Source organism: Bacillus sp. NH11B, assembly GCF_001884205.1.
Lineage (GTDB): Bacteria > Bacillota > Bacilli > Bacillales > Bacillaceae_G > Bacillus_A > Bacillus_A proteolyticus.
The window spans coordinates 50662-70456 of the sequence record NZ_MAOG01000130.1 but is presented as its reverse complement, the minus strand read 5'-3'; the positions used below and the strand labels follow the sequence as shown (position 1 = coordinate 70456).

General features: G+C 35.3%; 14 protein-coding genes and 1 pseudogene. 6 read left to right on the top strand and 9 right to left on the bottom strand.

The annotated features are described in order from the left end of the window. The first annotated feature begins 197 nt into the window (after window positions 1-197). The gene (locus BAU27_RS23830; RefSeq protein WP_071743812.1) at window positions 198-1661 is read left to right on the top strand and encodes a nicotinate phosphoribosyltransferase; all 1464 of its coding nucleotides are present in this window, start codon (window positions 198-200) and stop codon (window positions 1659-1661) included. A gap of 204 nt (window positions 1662-1865) precedes the next feature. Here BAU27_RS23830 and BAU27_RS23825 read toward each other — a convergent pair whose 3' ends face one another. From BAU27_RS23825 to fdhF, 8 genes and pseudogenes are all read right to left on the bottom strand, one after another. Beyond that, window positions 1866-4232 carry a heavy metal translocating P-type ATPase gene (locus BAU27_RS23825; protein ID WP_071772157.1) on the bottom strand — a complete coding sequence of 789 codons (2367 nt, stop codon included), beginning with the start codon at window positions 4230-4232 and terminating at the stop codon, window positions 1866-1868. 20 nt (window positions 4233-4252) lie between these two features. Further along, window positions 4253-4630 carry an ArsR/SmtB family transcription factor gene (locus BAU27_RS23820; RefSeq protein WP_000829679.1) on the bottom strand — a complete coding sequence of 126 codons (378 nt, stop codon included), beginning with the start codon at window positions 4628-4630 and terminating at the stop codon, window positions 4253-4255. Window positions 4631-4910: 280 nt separating this feature from the next. Continuing rightward, a pseudogene (locus tag BAU27_RS23815) lies at window positions 4911-5483 on the bottom strand (class I SAM-dependent methyltransferase). 142 nt (window positions 5484-5625) lie between these two features. After that, entirely contained in the window at window positions 5626-7041 is a 1416-nt protein-coding gene (locus BAU27_RS23810) for an amino acid permease (protein ID WP_071743815.1), read from the bottom strand. Between the two features lie 103 nt (window positions 7042-7144). After that, window positions 7145-8278 (bottom strand): alanine dehydrogenase, encoded by a 1134-nt coding sequence (gene ald / locus BAU27_RS23805; protein ID WP_071743816.1) that lies wholly within the window; start codon window positions 8276-8278, stop codon window positions 7145-7147. Between the two features lie 369 nt (window positions 8279-8647). Further along, a complete protein-coding gene (locus BAU27_RS23800) occupies window positions 8648-10519 on the bottom strand; it encodes a glycerophosphoryl diester phosphodiesterase membrane domain-containing protein (protein ID WP_071772156.1) in 1872 nt (623 codons plus the stop codon). A 161-nt stretch (window positions 10520-10680) separates the two neighbouring features. Next, window positions 10681-11163 (bottom strand): helical membrane plugin domain-containing protein, encoded by a 483-nt coding sequence (locus tag BAU27_RS23795; protein WP_002091031.1) that lies wholly within the window; start codon window positions 11161-11163, stop codon window positions 10681-10683. Between the two features lie 12 nt (window positions 11164-11175). After that, entirely contained in the window at window positions 11176-14118 is a 2943-nt protein-coding gene (fdhF, locus tag BAU27_RS23790; protein ID WP_071743818.1) for a formate dehydrogenase subunit alpha, read from the bottom strand. Between the two features lie 298 nt (window positions 14119-14416). On the opposite strand from fdhF, the gene fdhD reads away from it, so the two are divergent. Beyond that, on the top strand, window positions 14417-15223 hold the full coding sequence (gene fdhD, locus BAU27_RS23785; protein WP_071772155.1) for a formate dehydrogenase accessory sulfurtransferase FdhD: 807 nt from the start codon (window positions 14417-14419) through the stop codon (window positions 15221-15223). 238 nt (window positions 15224-15461) lie between these two features. Beyond that, window positions 15462-15968 (top strand): GNAT family N-acetyltransferase, encoded by a 507-nt coding sequence (locus tag BAU27_RS23780; protein ID WP_071743820.1) that lies wholly within the window; start codon window positions 15462-15464, stop codon window positions 15966-15968. Window positions 15969-16415: 447 nt separating this feature from the next. Here BAU27_RS23780 and BAU27_RS33260 read toward each other — a convergent pair whose 3' ends face one another. Then, a complete protein-coding gene (locus tag BAU27_RS33260) occupies window positions 16416-16538 on the bottom strand; it encodes a hypothetical protein (RefSeq protein WP_071743821.1) in 123 nt (40 codons plus the stop codon). A 329-nt stretch (window positions 16539-16867) separates the two neighbouring features. Here BAU27_RS33260 and BAU27_RS23770 point away from each other — a divergent pair, with 329 nt between their 5' ends. From BAU27_RS23770 to BAU27_RS23760, 3 genes are all read left to right on the top strand, one after another. After that, window positions 16868-17539 (top strand): response regulator transcription factor, encoded by a 672-nt coding sequence (locus BAU27_RS23770; RefSeq protein ID WP_071772154.1) that lies wholly within the window; start codon window positions 16868-16870, stop codon window positions 17537-17539. Window positions 17540-17678: 139 nt separating this feature from the next. Continuing rightward, entirely contained in the window at window positions 17679-19124 is a 1446-nt protein-coding gene (locus BAU27_RS23765) for a HAMP domain-containing sensor histidine kinase (RefSeq protein WP_071743823.1), read from the top strand. Window positions 19125-19270: 146 nt separating this feature from the next. After that, the gene (locus tag BAU27_RS23760) at window positions 19271-19783 is read left to right on the top strand and encodes a GNAT family N-acetyltransferase (protein WP_000351210.1); all 513 of its coding nucleotides are present in this window, start codon (window positions 19271-19273) and stop codon (window positions 19781-19783) included. Window positions 19784-19795: the final 12 nt, after the last annotated feature.

Genomic DNA, 19795 nt, shown 5'->3' with positions numbered 1-19795 from the left:
GTCCTCCTCCATTCTCATTACCCCCATTACTCTAATAATACATAAAATCTAGAGAAATATAAATTGATAAATGTAAATTTTCTAAAAAATATGCATTATTTCATTTTTTTCTCTCTTGACTTCACTCCCTATTACTTCTTTGCTACGCAAGGGGAAAAATTGGTATACTATAACCAAATTACGGAGGTGTTTTCGCAATGAATCATTATAAAGACGATAGTTACGCCTTACATACAGATTTATATCAAATCAACATGGCTTATACATATTGGAAAGATGGTATTCATAATCGCCGTTCTGTTTTTGATTTATACTTTCGAAAGCTTCCATTCGAAAACGGCTATGCTGTTTTTGCTGGTCTTGAGAAAATTGTAGAGTACATAGAAAATTTCAGTTTTACCGAAAGTGACATCGCTTATTTAGCAGAGCTTCAATTTGAAGAAGACTTCCTTCATTATTTACAAAACATGAAATTTACTGGAACGATTCGTAGTATGCAAGAAGGTGAAGTTGTTTTTAATAATGAGCCTTTATTACGGGTTGATGCACCACTCGGTGAGGCACAAATAATTGAAACTGCCCTCTTAAATATTGTAAATTACCAAACATTAATTGCTACAAAAGCTGCACGTATGAAGCACGCTGCAAATAATGATGAGCTTTTAGAGTTCGGTACAAGACGCGCTCATGAGTTTGATGCTGCCCTTTGGGGAACACGAGCTGCCTTTATTGGTGGTTTCTCATCTACAAGCAACGTTCGTGCTGGAAAACGCTTCGGGATACCCGTAGCCGGCACACATGCTCACTCTTTCGTTCAAGCGTATCGCGATGAATATGTCGCGTTTAAAAAATACGCTGAAACTCATAAAAAATGTGTCTTTCTCGTTGATACATATGACACATTAAAATCTGGTGTTCCAAATGCGATTCGTGTCGCAAAAGAATTTGGAGATCGCATTGATTTCTATGGCATTCGTCTTGATAGTGGCGATATGGCTTATTTGTCTAAAAAGGCAAGAATATTACTAGATGAGGCTGGATTTACAAATACAAAAATTATTGCTTCTAGCGATTTAGATGAATACACAATTATGCACCTTAAATCTCAAGGAGCAAAAATTGACGTATGGGGTGTTGGAACAAAATTAATTACATCCTTTGAGCAACCTGCATTAGGGGCTGTTTACAAACTAGTTGCGATTGAAGATACTGACGGGAAATTAAATGACACGATTAAAATTTCATCTAACCCTGAAAAGATTACAACTCCAGGGCTTAAACGAATTTATCGTATAGTCAACAGGGTTAATAATCATGCTGAAGGCGATTATATTGCGTTAGATTCTGAAGAGCCCGAAAAAGAAGAACGCTTAAAAATGTTCCACCCCGTTCACACATATATAAGTAAATTCGTGACAAACTTTGAAGCACGTGAACTGCATAAAGACATTTTCGTTAACGGTGAAAGAACATATGAACTACCAAGTATATTAGATATTCAAAAATATAACGAACAGAGTCTCGCTCTATTTTGGGAAGAATACATGCGAACTTTAAACCCCGAAGAGTATCCCGTCGATTTAAGCCAAGAGTGCTGGGATCATAAAATGAATTATATTCAAACTGTTCGCGAACAAGTTGAAAAAAACATACAAAAATAAACAGAGAAGTTTCCTCCTTCTCTGTTTTTTCAATACTATATGGATATTTGTAAAAAATATATTAAAATAACAAGAAGAATATTTTTTATTTGTAAAATTTAATATTACGTTATTCAAAGCTAAAATAATATTTGATATTATTTTATTAAGTCAATTTCGACAAAATAACCGATAAAAAAGAGGACGCGGGTTGCGTCCTCTTTTTTATAAATCTTTCACTCGTAGTACACGCATTGCATTTAAAACTGCAAGTAATGTCACACCAACATCTGAGAAGACCGCTTCCCACATTGTTGCAATACCAAAGGCACCAAGTAATAAAACTAGCCCTTTTACACCTAATGCAAATATAATATTTTGCCATACAATACTACGTGTACGTTTTGCAATTTTTACAGCTGTCGCGATTTTTGAAGGTTCATCAGTCATAATGACGATGTCAGCCGCTTCAATTGCTGCATCTGATCCTAAACCGCCCATCGCAATACCAACGTCCGCTCTCGCTAATACTGGCGTATCGTTAATACCATCACCGACGAATGCAATCTTTTCTTTACCGTGTTTTGCTGCATCAATTTTTTCGATTTCTTCTACTTTTTGGTGTGGTAATAATTCGGCATGCACTTCATCTAAACCTAATTCTTTACCAACAGCTTCACCAACTGATTTTGCATCACCAGTTAACATGACTGTCTTCTTAATACCTAGTTCTTTTAACTTTTGAATTGCTTGTTTTGAATCCTCTTTTACCTCATCAGAGATAACAATATAACCTGCATATTTACCATCTACAGCAACATGAACTAGTGTACCTACTGTATTTGGTTGCTTAAATGTAATGTTTTCTTTTCTCATTAATTTAGCATTACCTGCGAAAATTTCTTTTCCTTGTACCTTTACAACCGTACCATGACCAGAAATTTCACTATAGTCTTCAATACTATTTTCATCGATTGATTTTCCATATGCATTTCGTATAGATTGTGCAATTGGATGATTTGAATATACTTCGGCAAACGCTGCATACTCTAACAGTTCTTCACTAGTAGTACCTTCACTTGGCTCCATTTTTGTAACTTTAAAGACACCTTTTGTTAATGTACCCGTTTTATCAAAGACGATATATTTCACATCATTCAATGCCTCTAAATAGTTACTTCCTTTTACTAAAATTCCACTTTTAGATGCACCACCAATACCTCCAAAGAATCCAAGAGGAATGGATACGACTAACGCACATGGACAAGAAATAACTAAGAATACTAACGCTCTATAAATCCACTCGGAGAATGTAGCACCTTCTAAAATAAGCGGTGGAATAAACGCCATGATCGCTGCTGTAATAACTACAACAGGAGTATAATAGCGCGCAAATTTCGTAATAAAGTTTTCTGTCGGCGCTTTTTTACTACTTGCATTTTGAACTAAATCTAAAATTTTCGATACAGTAGATTCACCAAATTCTTTTGTAACTTCAATTGTTAATACACCATTTTGGTTTACAAAACCACTTAATACGTCATTACCAACTTCTACTTCACGCGGTACAGATTCACCTGTAAGTGCTGAAGTATCCATCATTGATGTTCCCTCGACTACTTTTCCATCTAACGGTACTTTCTCACCTGGTTTCACAATAATATAATCACCAATCTGCACATCCTCTGGTGATACTTGTTTCGTTTCATTTCCAACCTTTACGTTCGCATAATCAGGACGAATATCCATTAATGAAGTAATTGATTTTCGCGAGCGATTTACTGCAATACTTTGGAATAGTTCCCCTACTTGATAAAATAGCATTACCGCAACAGCTTCTGAATATTGTTGAATTGCAAAAGCCCCTACAGTTGCAATTGCCATTAAAAAGTTTTCATCGAATACTTGGCCGCGAGTTATGTTTCTTACCGCTCTCCAAACGATATCTCCACCTATTAATAAATACGCAAAGACGAATAACGGAATTGTTATCATTTGTGGTAAATCAGCTAAGGCAGCAATTCCTGTCAAAATTCCACCGACTACTAATCGCCCTATCATCTTTTTCACATTTGCTTCACCATGGTCGTGACTATGTCCATGGTCATGACCGCTCTTTTCTTCACGAACAACTTTCACATCTGGTTCTAACTTTTGAACGACATTTTTTATATCTTCTACAGTCGATTCTAACTCTCTTTTATTCGCAACTTCTACTCGTAATTTCTTTGATACGAAATCAACAGTTGCTTCTGAAACTGTCGGCATTTCCTTAACTTTATTTTCAATCTTCATTGCACAGTTCACGCAATCTAAACCTTCTAATATAAAAACTTCTTTTGCCGATTTTGTTTTTTGCTCTTCTTGCACTTTAATATGTGGTTCTAACTTTGTAACAAGCTGTTTCGCTTCTGTCACAACTTCATTTTCTTTATTTTGTGCTGTTTCTAAAACCATCGTCTTTGTTGCGAAGTTTACAGAGCAAGAATTTACTCCTTCTATATTCCCAACGCCTTTTTCAATTTTCATTGCACAGTTCGCACAATCTAAACCTTCTAACATCAGTTTCTTTTTCACTAATGCTTCTGCCATCATTCTCCCTCCTCGCGTTTTTATTCTTCCTCGTTTACGTGTTCAAACGCTTGCTCGAAGATATGGATTACGTGCTGGTCAGCTAACGAATAATAAACGACCTTGCCTTCTTTACGATTCTTTACAAGTTTCGCTTGCTTTAACACACGTAGCTGATGTGAAATAGACGATTGTGTCATTCCTAATAAATAAGCTAAATCACAAACGCACATTTCAGCTTCAAATAATGCATGTAATATTCTCGTACGCGTACGGTCACCTAATACTTTAAATAGTTCTGCTACTTTACTTAAACTTTCATCAGTCGGAATTGTTTGCTTCACTTGATCCACGACTTCCTCATGAATTACCGTTTGAGAACAAGTTTCCTGCGGTGTTTCTACTTTATTTTCAGCCATTATAGCTCACCTCTTTAATTGAACATATGAACAACTGTTCATATATATTATATGAGCGCCTACTCATATGTGTCAATAAAATCCGAAAGATTTTTTTGACAATTTCGTTCACATTTCAACATACACATATCAATATTCTTCGCATCCATCATACTCTTCATACAAAAAGGATGCACGAAAACTATCGTGCATCCTTCTCTTATTTACCCCACATTAACTGCCCGTAAAAGCCCGATTGGTGAAGGCTAATAATCAGCGGGAGACCAAGAACCCCCACTGATTAAAGTTTCAATTTATTAACTTTCACTGCATCCACAATTAACGAAGCAAATTCTAATTTACCATCTTGATTTCTATGATCAAAACGTTTCGATCGATAAATGAATCCTTTCTTTTCATCCCAATCATTATAATGAAACTCACCACTCTCATCACAATATTCTAAAACCCTCACTTGAAAACCTGCTGATTCAAACATGGACGTGATCGTTTTATAGTTATGAACGATTTTGTGGCTTGCCGCTGGATGATCTAATGGACCTGGTCCGCCTACTTGTACACCTTCCTGATATTCTTCATCTGGAAAAAATGCATCTGGTACTGCACAACGAATATATCCATCCTCCGTTAAAAACTCATAACAAATTTTTGCCGCTTCGATTCCTTCTTCGTACGATAAATGCTCCCATACATGTTCCGCTAAAATTACTGATAAAGAATTAAGCTGAAATTTATTAAGCCACGTTGCTCTTTTTAATAAATTTAATTCTTCTTCATTCGTATGTAATCAACCAGGGTTATTATTGTATCCCTCTGCTCCAACGACAACTTTTATATCTTCTTTTATTCTCATTCTTACACCCCTTTTGCATATTACGACATACAAAATTCTACAAAATCATATCCATTCCCTTTATATTTACATAATAAAAAGCCTTGCGCGTTCCCTAGACGCACAAGGCTTACTATCTTATATCCCTTTTATTTAGCTTTTTTTAATTAGCTTTTTCTAAACTATCTTGCGAACTTCCATCGTCTTTTAAATGACTATGTTTTTTCGAATAAACAAAGTATACAACCACTCCGATTGCTAACCAAATACCGAAGTAAATCCATGTTGTTAATGGTAAATTTAGCATTAAGAATAGACAGCATGCAACTGAAATAATCGGTAAGATTGGTACAAGTGGTACCATAAATCCACGTTGTAATTTCGGATGTGTTTTACGAAGAATGATGACAGTTACACCAACCATCGCAAATGTTAATAACGCTCCAATATTCGCTAAATTCGACAATTCTTTTAAATCGATAAATCCAGCAATTAAAGCACTACCAATTCCTGTTAACCAAACTGAAAATGTTGGTGCTTCTGTCTTCTTGTTAATTTTCGCAAAAGATTTTGGTAATAAACCGTCACGGCTCATTGCGAAGAATACACGTGTTGTCGCATAAATGTAAGCGAAAATTACAGCCATAATACCGATTACAGCTCCAATAGCGATTACACCAGCCACTTTATCTTGCCCTACAACCTCTAGTACATATGCCATCGCTTCTGGTACATCTAATTCCTTGTAAGAAACCATACCTGTCATAACGAGACAAACTACAACATAAATGATTGTACAAATAACTAACGAAGCAATAATACCAATCGGTAGATCACGTTGCGGATTTTTTACTTCTTCAGCAGAAGTTGCTAATGCATCAAATCCTAAGAAAGCGAAGAATACTGCTGCTCCTCCAGCGAAGACTCCACTTAAGCCGTACGGTGCAAATGGTATCCAGTTTTCTGGTTTCACGTAGAATACACCAACTGCAATGAATAAAACAACAATGCCAATTTTAATTAATACCATTATGTTATTCACACGCTTACTTTCTTTCGTACCTCGTGATAATAACCAAGTTATAACCAACGTAACGATAATTGCCGGTAAGTTCACCATACCACCTTGCGATGGAATCGTTAACAATGCTTTTGGAATTTCAAGTCCCAATCCACTCACTAAATTATTGAAATAACCTGTCCATCCGCCAGCTACTGCGGCAGTTGTTACGACATATACGGATAACAATGTCCATCCCATTAAATGGGCAACAAATTCACCAATTGTTGCATATGAATATGTGTACACACTACCTGAAACAGGAAGTGTAGATGCAACCTCTGCATAACATAAAGCTGCAAATCCACAAACAATTGCTGCAATCATGAATGAAAAAATAACTGCTGGACCAGCATCTCTTGCTGCTACTAATCCCGTTAATACTAGAACTCCTGTACCAATTATCGCACCAATCCCTAGCATTGTTAGGTCGAATGCCCCTAGCGTTTTCGTCAAAGTTTTACTTTTACTTTCCCCTAACAATTGCGTAACGGATTTCTTTTTAAATAGGTTGGCCACGATGAATGCCCCCTTTTACCAAGAAGAGCTAAGAGGTGTTATCTCTTAGCTCTTATCATGTTGTTTTATATATTGTTCGATTTTGTTTTGTATAATGCTTCTATTAGCAAGATACTGTTTCTGCTTCTAATAATTCTTTAGCACCTTTGTACTCTACACCGTGAGCTTCTGCAACTGCTTCGAATGTTACATAGCCTTCTAATGTATTAATACCTTTTAATAATGCAGTGTTGCCTAGGCATGCTTCTTTGTAGCCTTTGTTAGCAATTTGTACTGCATATGGTACTGTTACGTTTGTTAATGCAAGAGTTGATGTACGTGGAACCGCACCTGGCATGTTTGCAACTGCATAGTGAACAACGCCGTGTTTTTCATAAGTTGGGTTATCATGAGTTGTAATACGGTCAGTTGTTTCGAAAATACCACCTTGGTCAATCGCGATATCTACAACAACAGAACCTGGTTCCATTGATTTAATCATTTCTTCTGTTACAAGTTTTGGTGCTTTTGCACCTGGGATTAATACTGCACCGATTACAAGATCAGATTCTTTTACAGCTTCTGCAATATTGTAAGGATTAGACATTAAAGTTTTTACTTGGTTTCCGAAAATGTCATCTAATTGACGAAGACGTTCTGCGCTTAAGTCGATGATTGTTACATCCGCACCTAGTCCAACTGCAATTTTAGCAGCATTTGTACCAGCTTGTCCACCACCGATAATTGTTACTTTACCACGTTTAACCCCTGGAACACCTGCAAGTAAGATACCTTTACCGCCTTTGTTTTTCTCAAGGAATTGCGCACCAATTTGTGCAGCCATACGACCAGCTACTTCACTCATAGGTGCAAGTAATGGTAATGAACGGTTTTCTAATTGTACTGTTTCATATGCGATAGCAACAACTTTCTTCTCGATTAACGCTTTTGTTAATTCTGGTTCTGGAGCTAAGTGTAAGTATGTGAATAAGATTAAACCTTCACTGAAGTGCTTGTATTCGCTTTCAACTGGTTCCTTAACTTTCATAACCATTTCCATGTTCCAAGCTTCTTCAGCTGTATCAACAATTTTTGCTCCCGCTTCAACATACTGAGCATCTGTGAAACCAGATCCTAAACCTGCACCCTTTTGAATGAATACTTCGTGATTGTTACGAATTAAATGTACAACACCTGCTGGTGTCATTGCCACACGGTTTTCGTTGTTTTTAATTTCTGCTGGTACCCCAATACGCATAATGAAATGCCCCCTTATAATTAACAGAAAAAAGGAATTCTTTTTTCTTTTTGTAATAATTAATAACTTATGTCCTTATTCTAGCATAACTTAAAAGTTATGAAAACGCTAACATACTATTTTTTTAAAGTTTATATATTTAGAATAGTGTAAATATACGAAACATTGATTCTATTGGGTTATCCGTGCCATTCCATTATCTATCACTCTATTTACATTATATCCATTCAAAACGCATAGTAATTATTTATTATTTGACAATAATGTAACAATGCAAAAAAACTAAGTAGTTACGTATACATATACACTTATTACTTTGTACAATACTTTAGAAATATATTCTTTTCATAAAAAAACAGCTACTAGCATTTAGCCAGCAGCTGGATAACTTATAAATAACTTTGAAAATAAATCTTCTGTCGTTTCAGTAATTTTATCAAACATATCACTTTCACGATCTTCTTGCTCTTTTAACATCTTAATTGTTTCGCGTGCGTCTTCAGGGTAATCGGTAATGATACCATCCACGTTTAACTTATAATATGCCTTTAAACTTTCCATATCATTTACTGTCCATACGTAAAGTGGTTTATTTAGCTTTCTCGCTTCTTTCACTAGGCGTTTATTTAACATATATTCTTCTGCTACATAGAAATCCGCCTGTACATTCTTTAAATTAGCCCTGCTTGCAAACAATACATACCCTACTTTTATATCCGGATTTGCACGCTTAAACTCTTTAATAAGCGGGTAATGTAACGTTTGAATTACACATTGTTTCTCAAAATCGTTCTCTTTAATTGTTTTTAGTACTTTCTTTACGAAATCCTTCTCATTACCGTGAAGTTTCACTTCTATATTAAGTTTTATTTTGCCTTTTGCAAGCTTAATGATCTCATCAAGTGTACTTATTTGTCCCGAGAATCCATCTTGACTAAGAGTAAGCTTTCTTAGCTCATCCATCGTCAAATCCGATACATGCACATTCGCATTCGCAAGACGTTTCAACTTCAAATCATGTATGACCGCTAGTTCGCCATCTTTCGTTTGCAAAACATCTATTTCTGCATAGTCTGCTTTTGCATCAATGGCACCTTGTACTGCTTCTTTCGTATTCTCTACACCTTTTGATATATATCCACGGTGCGCCATAATAATTGGTTCTTTATATGTGTTTGAAATAAAGGTCACAATGAAGGCAACGACCATTCCAGCAGTAATAATCCCCACGATATATACACCAATAAATTTCCAACGGTGTTTTTTAAAGAAACATTTATCTGCTTTTGTTTTTGAATAATCTAATCCTTCTTCTAATAAAACATCTTCAACCGAAACTTTCTGTAAGTATAATCTTGTTAACGCCATAATATAAAACGGCGTCATAATGAAGCTAAATAAATACAATGTACTCGTTAAGAAGACTGAAATCGTTGACTCTGCTAATAGCGCAAATGTCCCTTCTGGGTTCGTAAATTCGTATACGCCCCATAAACAGAGTAAATACACTCCTATAAATAAAAGAAAGACCATTCCTACAGAGATGAAAACTCCTACTAAAAAGAACAACACTTTAAAAAAGCTTTCTTTTACTAAGTTCGCACTTTTACGTGCTGCCGTGCGAAATGGTTTTTCTTCTAATACAATAATAGGTAACACAAAAATCCAACGAAGATTTAAATAAGCAACTACAGCAAAGAAAGCATAATAACCAACCTGACCCATTGTCGTCTTAAATAGTTCACCTGTAATAAAATTAGGAATTTGAATTTCAGGAATCAATGCAGATTTATATCCCATACTTAATAGCGGTAATAGTACAACTGCATACAACACAAATCCTGGTAAGCAATATGTAAAAAGAGAAGGTAAATACGTTACTGTTTTATACAAAATCGGACGTAATCTTACCTTTTGCCTTTTATGAGCGAAATACGAAATGATAATAAGCACTGCAAATTCCGTAAAAATGAGAAACAATGCTAGTATCGATAAAATTACAATCGCCAAAATCCCATATGGTGTTTTCAAAAATGCTACTAATTCATCATTTGTCGCATTTGCATAACCACCAAAGTACAATAACTTATTGAAAATAATACCTAAGAGGGGGATAAATACGATTGCAGCTAACAATTTATAGACGAGCTGAAATGTTAGCACATTCCAAAAAGCAAATTGTACAGTTTGAAAGGAATGTCTCATTACTCCTGGTATAGATAGTCTTTTACGGTGTTGCATATATTCCTCCACATTCTAAAACTATATTTGAGATGGATTCCACATTTCCAATTTCAATCCATCTTTTTAATAATAATAATAATATATTCCGCTTAACATGAACACTCTTATACATATAATGAAAAAAGTGATGGCTACTTCCATCACTTTTTTCACTCACTCTATTTTTTCTCTAGTCCTTGTCCAAATGCTTTTAAGAAACTAAAACCAAATGTTATCGCCCTGTTGATATCTGGATCTTTTAATACTTTAAAGAAATCCATCACTTTTGTTTTTTTTCCATTTTTCAGCTCATCCGTTGCAAATTGTAATCCAGTGACTAAACTAGATGTTATTTGTTTCGTTATTTCTGGGTCCACTGAAGATAATGCCTCTCCTGCCCCCATCATATTGTTTAATGCATTTTTTACTGGTTCACGATTTAATTGTTCAACAGCTATTTTGGAAACATCTTCTTTTGCAGCAAGTAAACTAATTGCTGCATCTAAAATTCCAGCTTTTTGCAACTGTCCTAACAGCTGCATCGTCTCTTCTACTGCTTCTCTATTTTCAGCTAGCTCATTTAACAGTTCATCTGTTACTTGCTGTTTCTTTTCTTCTTCTGTTACAACCTTCTTTTTAATTAAAGTAATCTCTTTTGCCATGATCTCCGCCCCCTAATTCTGGTCCACAAGTGATACGTATTGTTTTCTTTGCCACTTTTGCTCGATTTCAACACCATTTTGCGGATGACGTTTTTTATCTCTCGGGTTTGAAGATGGTAACGGACGATTCCCTTTTTCACGTAATACGCGCAGTTTCACCATCGTTTGTTTATAAGCTGGTGTACACGTATAAATGTCTGTTGCTGTTCCTGTTAAAATATTGATTGCCTCTTCATTTACTGTCGCATGCATCGGCAAATATAACTCATTTCCAGTTACACGATCTGTAACAAGCGCTTGTACTTTGATTTTCCCAAATGGTGATGCTAATTCTACAAGACCACCATCTTTCACATTACGTTCTTTAGCAAGTTCAGGTGAAATTTCAACAAATACTTCAGACACTTTAGATAAAATGCCAGCCGACTTATTCGTCATATTCCCTTCATGGAAATGCTCTAGCATACGGCCATTATTTAATAGTAAATCATACTCATCTGGCGCTACTACTGGCGGTACCCATTCATCTAATGATAAACGAGCTAGCTTATCCGGGAAGTTAAATCCATCTACATATAATAATGGTGTATCGCTACCATCATGGCTACCCCAACATAAACTATTCCAGCCTTCTAAACGGTCATACGTTGCTTGTGAGTATAACGGAGCAAGCGATGCAATTTCATCCATAATTTCACTTGGACTTCCATAATTCCAGTCTCCGCCCAGTGCACGAGCTACTTTTTGTAAAATCCACCAATCTGGCTTAGAATCACCAAGTGGCTTCAATACTTCATACAATCTTTGAATACGGCGTTCTGTATTTGTAAATGTTCCTTCTTTTTCTAAGCTTGGTGCTGCCGGTAAAATAACATCGGCAAAACGAGCTGTTTTCGATAAAAACATATCTTGAACAACGAGGAAGTCTAAATTCGCTAAAATATGTTGTACATGGTTGGCATTTGAATCTACTAAAGCCATTTCTTCTCCCATAACATACATACCACGCAGTTTTCCTTCTTCCGCTGCTAGTAACATTGCGATATTATTTAGTCCCGGTTCTTTCGGAATGGTAGTACCGTATGCTTTTTCAAATTTCGCACGATGCACATCATCTGAAACCGCTTGATAACCTGGAAGCCAGTTCGGTAATGTTGCCATATCACAAGCACCTTGTACGTTATTATGTCCGCGTAACGGATACGCACCTGCACCAGGACGACGATAGTTGCCCGTAACAAGCAGTAAATTTGAAATTGCAGCTGACGTTGTACTTCCTCCTGTATTTTGAGTTACACCCATTCCCCAAAGTACACAAGTACCATCTGCTTCATATACCATACGAGCCATCTCTTTAAGATTATCTTTAGAAATCCCTGTAATTTTCTCAGTATAATCAAGCGTATACTTTTCTAGCATTTTGCTATATTCATCAAAATTCTTTACATTTTCAGCTATGAACTTTTTATCATGCCAATCTTGATCAATAATATATTTCGTAATACCAGCAAGCCATACATAATCCGTCCCTTGACTCGGGTGAACAAATATATCAGCACGCTCTGCCATTTCATGTTTACGAAGGTCTGCTACAATCAATTTTTGCTCGTGTAATTTATGAGCACGCTTTACTCTAGTTGCAAGTACAGGGTGACCTTCTGTTGGATTTGCACCAACAATAATAACAAGACCTGCTTCAGCAATATCTTTTACTGTTCCAGCATCCCCACCCATACCGACAGTTTTAAATAAACCGTCTGTCGCTGGAGATTGGCAATAACGCGAGCAGTTATCTACGTTATTCGTTCCATATATTTGACGGGCTAGTTTTTGCATAAGGTAGTTTTCTTCATTTGTTACTTTAGAAGAAGAAATAAAACCAAATGCATCGCTACCGTATTCTGATTTAATATGTTGCATATTAGATGCAACAACTTCAAGAGCCTCTTCCCATGAAGCCTCAACAAACATATCCCCTTGGCGAATTAACGGCTTTGTAATTCGCTCTTCACTGTTTACAAAATCCCAGCCAAATTTACCTTTTACACATGTAGAGATACCATTAACCGGTGCATCTGAAACAGGTTGTACTTTTAAGATTTGACGATCTTTCGTCCATACTTCAAATGAACAACCTACACCACAAAATGTACAAACGGTTTTTGTTTTATTAACTTTCGTCTTACGCATCGCAGCCTCTACTTCTGAAACCGCTAAAATACTGCTATATCCAGGTTCTACATCTTTTACAAAATCAATCATTGGATCTAACACATCTGGTTTTAATCCTGTCATAAATCCTGCTTCACCCAGCATTGTTTTTTCCATTAACGCATTACACGGACATACTGTTACACACTGCCCACAACTCACACAAGATGAGTCATTTATACTTACACCATTGTCCCAAATAACACGTGGACGGTCTAAACTCCAATCGATTGATAACGTTTCATTAACTTGTAAATTTTGACATACTTCTACACACTGCCCACAAGCAATGCATTGATTTGGATCGTATCGATAGAATGGATGCGATGTATCCACTTCGCATGCACTTACTTTCGGTTCATACGGATATTTCTGTTCTTCAATCCCCATCATATGTACTGTATTATGGACTTTACAGTTACCATTATTGTTATCACATACTGTACAATACAATAAATGATTCTCTAATATTCGATCCATTGCTTCAGTCTGTGCCTCTTTTGCACGCTGAGACTGTCTTTCAATATGCATACCATTCTCTATTTGCGTTGAACAAGCACGCATTAACTTCCCATCTACTTCTACAATACATGTATCACAGGTTTGAATAGGATCTACCTCTGGTACATGACAAATTTGAGGATGTTCTAAATTACTTTCATTAAATAATTGGAGTATCGTCTTTTCACCTGATGCAAAAAGTTCTTTCCCATCAACGGTTACACGGACTGTCTGTTCTGTCATAGTTTCCCCTCCCCTTACAACTCACTGTACAATACGATTATGAATCCGTTTTCAAAAACGTATTTCTGTACATATTTTTGAAACGCTCTGCCCAAATACTTTTCTTATGAAGTCGATTCTAGATGTTATAAGGTATAGCTACGCAAGCTTGAAAATGTCACTATTCTACAAATCTATTATATCGTACATATACAATAATAACCAAAATAATCTGCCATCTTTCTGATAGTAGATGCTTTTATTTTTCCGATGTTTTATGATAAATATGGGAAAAAATACATATAAAGGGGAATTTAATATGGGGCCTACTCAAGAAACGTATACGATTGTACGCTATCAATCCGGTACATTTTCAAAACAAAATGATGATGTTGTGACAGAATTTCCTATTACAATTAAGTTGAATAGCGAAGAATACGTAACAGTTGTATGCACGCCTAATTACATTGAAGATATGGTAATTGGTTTTTTAATTTCTGAAGGAATTCTTTCTTCTTATAAAGATATTGAAGAATTATGGGTCCAAAAGGAAAACGGAATTGCCCATGTAAAATCATCAAAAATTAATCCGCTCTATCAAACTTTATATAATAAAAGATACGTAACTTCTTGTTGCGGAAAAAGTAGACAAGGTTTTGTTTTCGTCAATGATGCCGCAAAAGCAAAAGAGTTACACGATATACATATATCTATTACTCCAGAAGAATGTTTTCACCTAATGACTTCCTTACAACAATCTTCAACTACATTTCGCCAAACAGGTGGTGTGCACAATACCGCGTTATGCGATCGAAAAAATATTCTCATATCAAGAATGGATATCGGAAGACATAATGCACTAGATAAAATATACGGTCATTGTTTACGAAACAATATATCTGTTCAAGGGAAAATCATCGCGTTTAGCGGACGCATCTCATCTGAAATTTTGTTAAAGGTTTCAAAAATCGGTTGCGAAATTGTCCTATCTAAATCAGCTCCAACTAAGCTAGCATTGCAACTCGCTCACGATTTAGGCATTACCGTAGTAGGATTCATTCGAAATGAATCTTGCAATATTTATACACATCCAGAACGAATCGATGGTTATCAATCGAATAATTAAAAAACACCTTCTCAATTGAGGAGGTGTTTTTTAGTTATAAAAATGTAATATATTTAACACTTGAATAGTTAATAAAGTTAATATATAATTTCATTACATAAATAAAATGAAAACATAGTAGCATATATCTTTTCATTCTTTTACAAATTAAGAAAGAATAATCACAGAATGTATTTAGCTACCCTTATTCTTATAGAGTTAATGGATTAAATTAGGATCAACCAAGGAGGTTACAACTATGGAAATTCGCTTATTAACAACAGAGGACGCAGAAATTTATTTGAAAGTTTGTATGGAAGGTTTAACGAAAAACCCTGAGGCTTTTAGCTCTTCTTATGAAGATGTTCTTAAACATGAAAACCCTGTCGCTGCCATGGCAAAGCGATTAAGCAATCCGGATAAGTATACTCTAGGTGTCTTCAAAGGTAATGATTTAGTCGGTATTGCTACTCTAGAAACAAAGCCATTTATTAAGCAAGAGCATAAGGCAAAAATCGGCTCCGTTTTTGTTTCTCCAAAAGCACGTGGTCTCGGTGCAGGGCGAGCTTTAATTAAAGCGATTATTGAAAATGCCGATAAATTAAATGTAGAACAGCTCATGCTTGATGTTGTTGCTGATAACACTGCTGCAAAAAAATTATATGAGTCTCTCGGCTTCCAAACTTACGGCGTGCAAGAACGGTCCTTAAAACATAATGGCCAATATTGGGACGAAGAGCATATGGTTTTATTCTTAAATAATTAACATTTTAATATAACTTTTCAAAAGCATCTTCTTATTAATTAAGATGCTTTTTTCATTACAACAATGTAATCTTCATGTCACCTTTATCGATCGTTCCAATCCTTTCCATTCGTTATACTAAAAATATAAAGTGAAGCTTTACTCAGTCGGGAGCTCCATCCCCCACTGAATTTTGAGATGGAATTCTTACTGCCCGCGAATAGCGGGATAAAGTGAAACTTTAGTCGGCAAGGCGGATCCATCTCCCGCTGATTATTAAATGAACGTATAGCATGATGCAATTGATATGTAGAGGAGAATATGACATGAAACAAAACAAACGAGCTATCTTTTTAATATGTGCTACAGCAATTGTAACTTCTGGATTAGCAATTTTACCTTGGTTTATTATATAGAATACATAAAAAAAGCTTATTGCTCCTTAAGAGGCAATAAGCTTTTTTTCTATTATAAAATCCCGAAAAATTTATTTACACAACTTATCATAATAAGCATAGATACCGCAACACACATTACAACCGCATTACGATCTTGCTTTTCTTTTTGTAAATGCTCTACTTGTTTATTCATGTGTACAATCTCCTTTTAAAAAAAGTGTGAGATAGGAAATTTTTCTTATCCGATGCGAGGTGAATACGAAAACCCTCTCTATCTCACATACACAATAGAATGGAATTGTCATTTTATAAATAAAATGACATGACGTTATGTCGCAACATAGGGTATTTGTGTCGCTACGTTTTCTATTATAAAAAATAGTTGTGCAAAACTAGTGCATTTTTTATGTCAATTGCCCTGATTGAAAAAATCAGCCATCCATTCAATCACATAAAAAGAGTTTTTTATTATTTTCATGTAAACTATACAAGTAGAATGAATAGTTTGGGGTGCACAAGATTATGGTGAAAATTCTATTAGTAGACGATGAAGAACGTATGTTACGATTATTAGATCTGTTCTTAAGTCCTCGTGGCTATTTTTGTATGAAAGCTACTTCTGGCCTTGAAGCGCTAGAAGTAATCGAACAGAAGGACTTCGATATTGTTTTATTAGATGTTATGATGCCAAATATGGATGGGTGGGATACTTGCTATCAAATTCGTCAAATTTCCAACGTTCCCATTATTATGCTAACAGCTCGCAACCAAAACTACGATATGGTCAAAGGCCTAACAATGGGAGCAGATGACTATATTACAAAACCATTCGATGAACATGTATTAGTCGCGCGAATCGAGGCTATATTACGCCGCACAAAGAAAGATGGCTTTGTTAGCTTCAATGGTATTGAGTGGGATAAAACGAAACATACTGTTACAGCTTATAATGAAAAAATCTCACTAACTCCTATTGAGTTTTCGTTGCTCGGACTATTTTTACAAAATACAAACCGCGCTTACAGCCGAGACGATTTAATCGAGAAGATTTGGGGCTATCAAACAGACATCGAATACAGAACTATCGATTCACATATTCGTAATATACGGGATAAGTTACGCAAAAAAGGATTTCCAGTTGAAGATTACTTAGAAACTGTCTATAAAGTCGGATATAAATGGAAAAGTGAATAATTAATATGGTCAGTCGATAATAGTATACCACTGACCCTTTATCCTGCATTAATGGGCAATAAGGCTCCAATTAATGCAGGATAATAATCCGTGAAATCTCCAAAGTTTCACTTTATATAAAATAAGGTATGGTGAGAAAATGAGTAAACTTTCCCTTAAAATTGGGACATACTTTTTAATATTAGCTTTATGTATTGAAACAATTGCTTTCGTATCTTTTTATAAAAGCCTTTCAAAAATGCGGGTTGAAGAGGAAACAGTTGCTCTATTAGAGAAAGGCAATCGGTATCGTGACAAAATTGTAAACCGTGCAAAATGGAATGAACATTCTAAACAAAATCCAAACACCGAACGTCCTAAACGCCCTTGGTATCAAGAGTTCACTATCGAGCATGCAGCTGAAGAATTAATTGGCTCAGAATTAATTGCTAATACCGATATCACTATCATTATAACTGACAATAACGGCAAAATCATTTCCACCTCAGAACCCGTAACGAAAGAAATGCAAAAGCAACTTACTTGTAAAACGGAAACTATTCCTAAAAACGGGTTGATTGTAGAAAAAAACTGGAAAAAATCGAAATTCATCTCAACAGTAAGCCCACTTGAAATAAATGGATTTCAAGGTAACTTACATATGTTATTAAAGACATCTTTCTTAGAAAATATGTTACTTAAACTCATGGATCAATTTATTATCATTAGTATTTTGACAATTATTTTAACAACTATTTCTGTCTTTGTTTTTTCTCGGGTTATTACAGAACCTCTTATAAAGATGAAAAGAGCTACTGAAAAAATGTCCAAATTGAACAAGCCAATTCAATTAGGAATTAAACGAAATGATGAACTTGGAAGCTTAGCAAAAACTATTGAAGATTTATCTAGTGAACTTACGTATATGAAAAAAGAACGAAATGAATTCCTCGCTAGTGTCGCTCACGAATTATTAACTCCATTAACCTATATGAAAGGTTATGCGAAGGTAGCAAAGAGAGATTCTTTAACGAAGGAAGAACGTGAAGAGTATTTACAAATCATCGAGGATGAAACGGATAGTGTAACTGATCTCGTACAAGATTTATTTATGCTCGTACAATTAGAGCAACATCAATTCGTTATTAAAAAACAAAAAATGCCCCTTAGACCATTTTTAGAACGAATGGTTGAAAAAACAAAAACAACATTAACAAACAAACAAATAGAAATTCATGTATACTGTAAAAATGATTTAGAAGTTTGTATAGATGAAAGGCGTATGGAACAAGTGATGTTAAATTTATTACACAACGCCTATCAACATTCTCCAGAAAACACTTCTATCACAATACGTGTACTAACCAGTGTGAATACTTTTACAATAAGTGTACAAGATGAAGGTGAAGGTATTCCAAAAGAAGATATCCCACACATTTTCGATCGCTTTTACCGTGTCGATAAATCTAGAACAAGGGCTACCGGTGGAAAAGGTATTGGACTAGCTGTTGCAATGGAAATTGTAGAACTTCATAATGGTTCTATCGAAGTTAAAAGCGAATTAGAAGTCGGAACAGAATTTATAATTGAGTTACCATTTGAATAATATATGCGTGAAAACACCAGTAGTAGTAAACACTACTGGTGCTATTTTATTTATAAAACCAGCTCATATAAGCTAAGCTTTTGAAATTATTTTTATTTCAATATAAAATATAGGTACAACTGTAAAAGATTTGGAGGGTGATATAATTGGATATCCATGTATTAACAAAAGACGAAGCAGAAATTTACTTAGAACTTCGAGTAGAAGGATTAAAACAAAACCCGGAAGCTTTCAGCTCTTCTTATGAAGATATTATTAATAAAGAGTGTGCTATTGAATATAAAGCCCAAAAATTAGCACAAGATGAGAACTATACACTAGGTGCATTTAAAGATGGAGAATTAATCGGAGTTGCAACACTGGAAACGAAACCATATGTAAAACAAGAACATAAAGCGAAAATTGGTTCAGTATACGTGTCTCCAAAAGCACGCGGACTTGGAGCAGGAAAAGCACTTATTAAGGAATGTCTTGAACTTGCTAAATCTCTAGAAGTAGAGCAAGTTATGCTTGATGTTGTTGTTGGCAACGATGGTGCAAAAAAACTTTATGAGTCATTAGGATTTAAAACATTTGGTGTGCAGGAACGTTCATTAAAATATAACGGACAATATTGGGATGAAGAGCATATGGTTCTTTTCCTAGATGAAGAAAAATAATAAAAAACATCC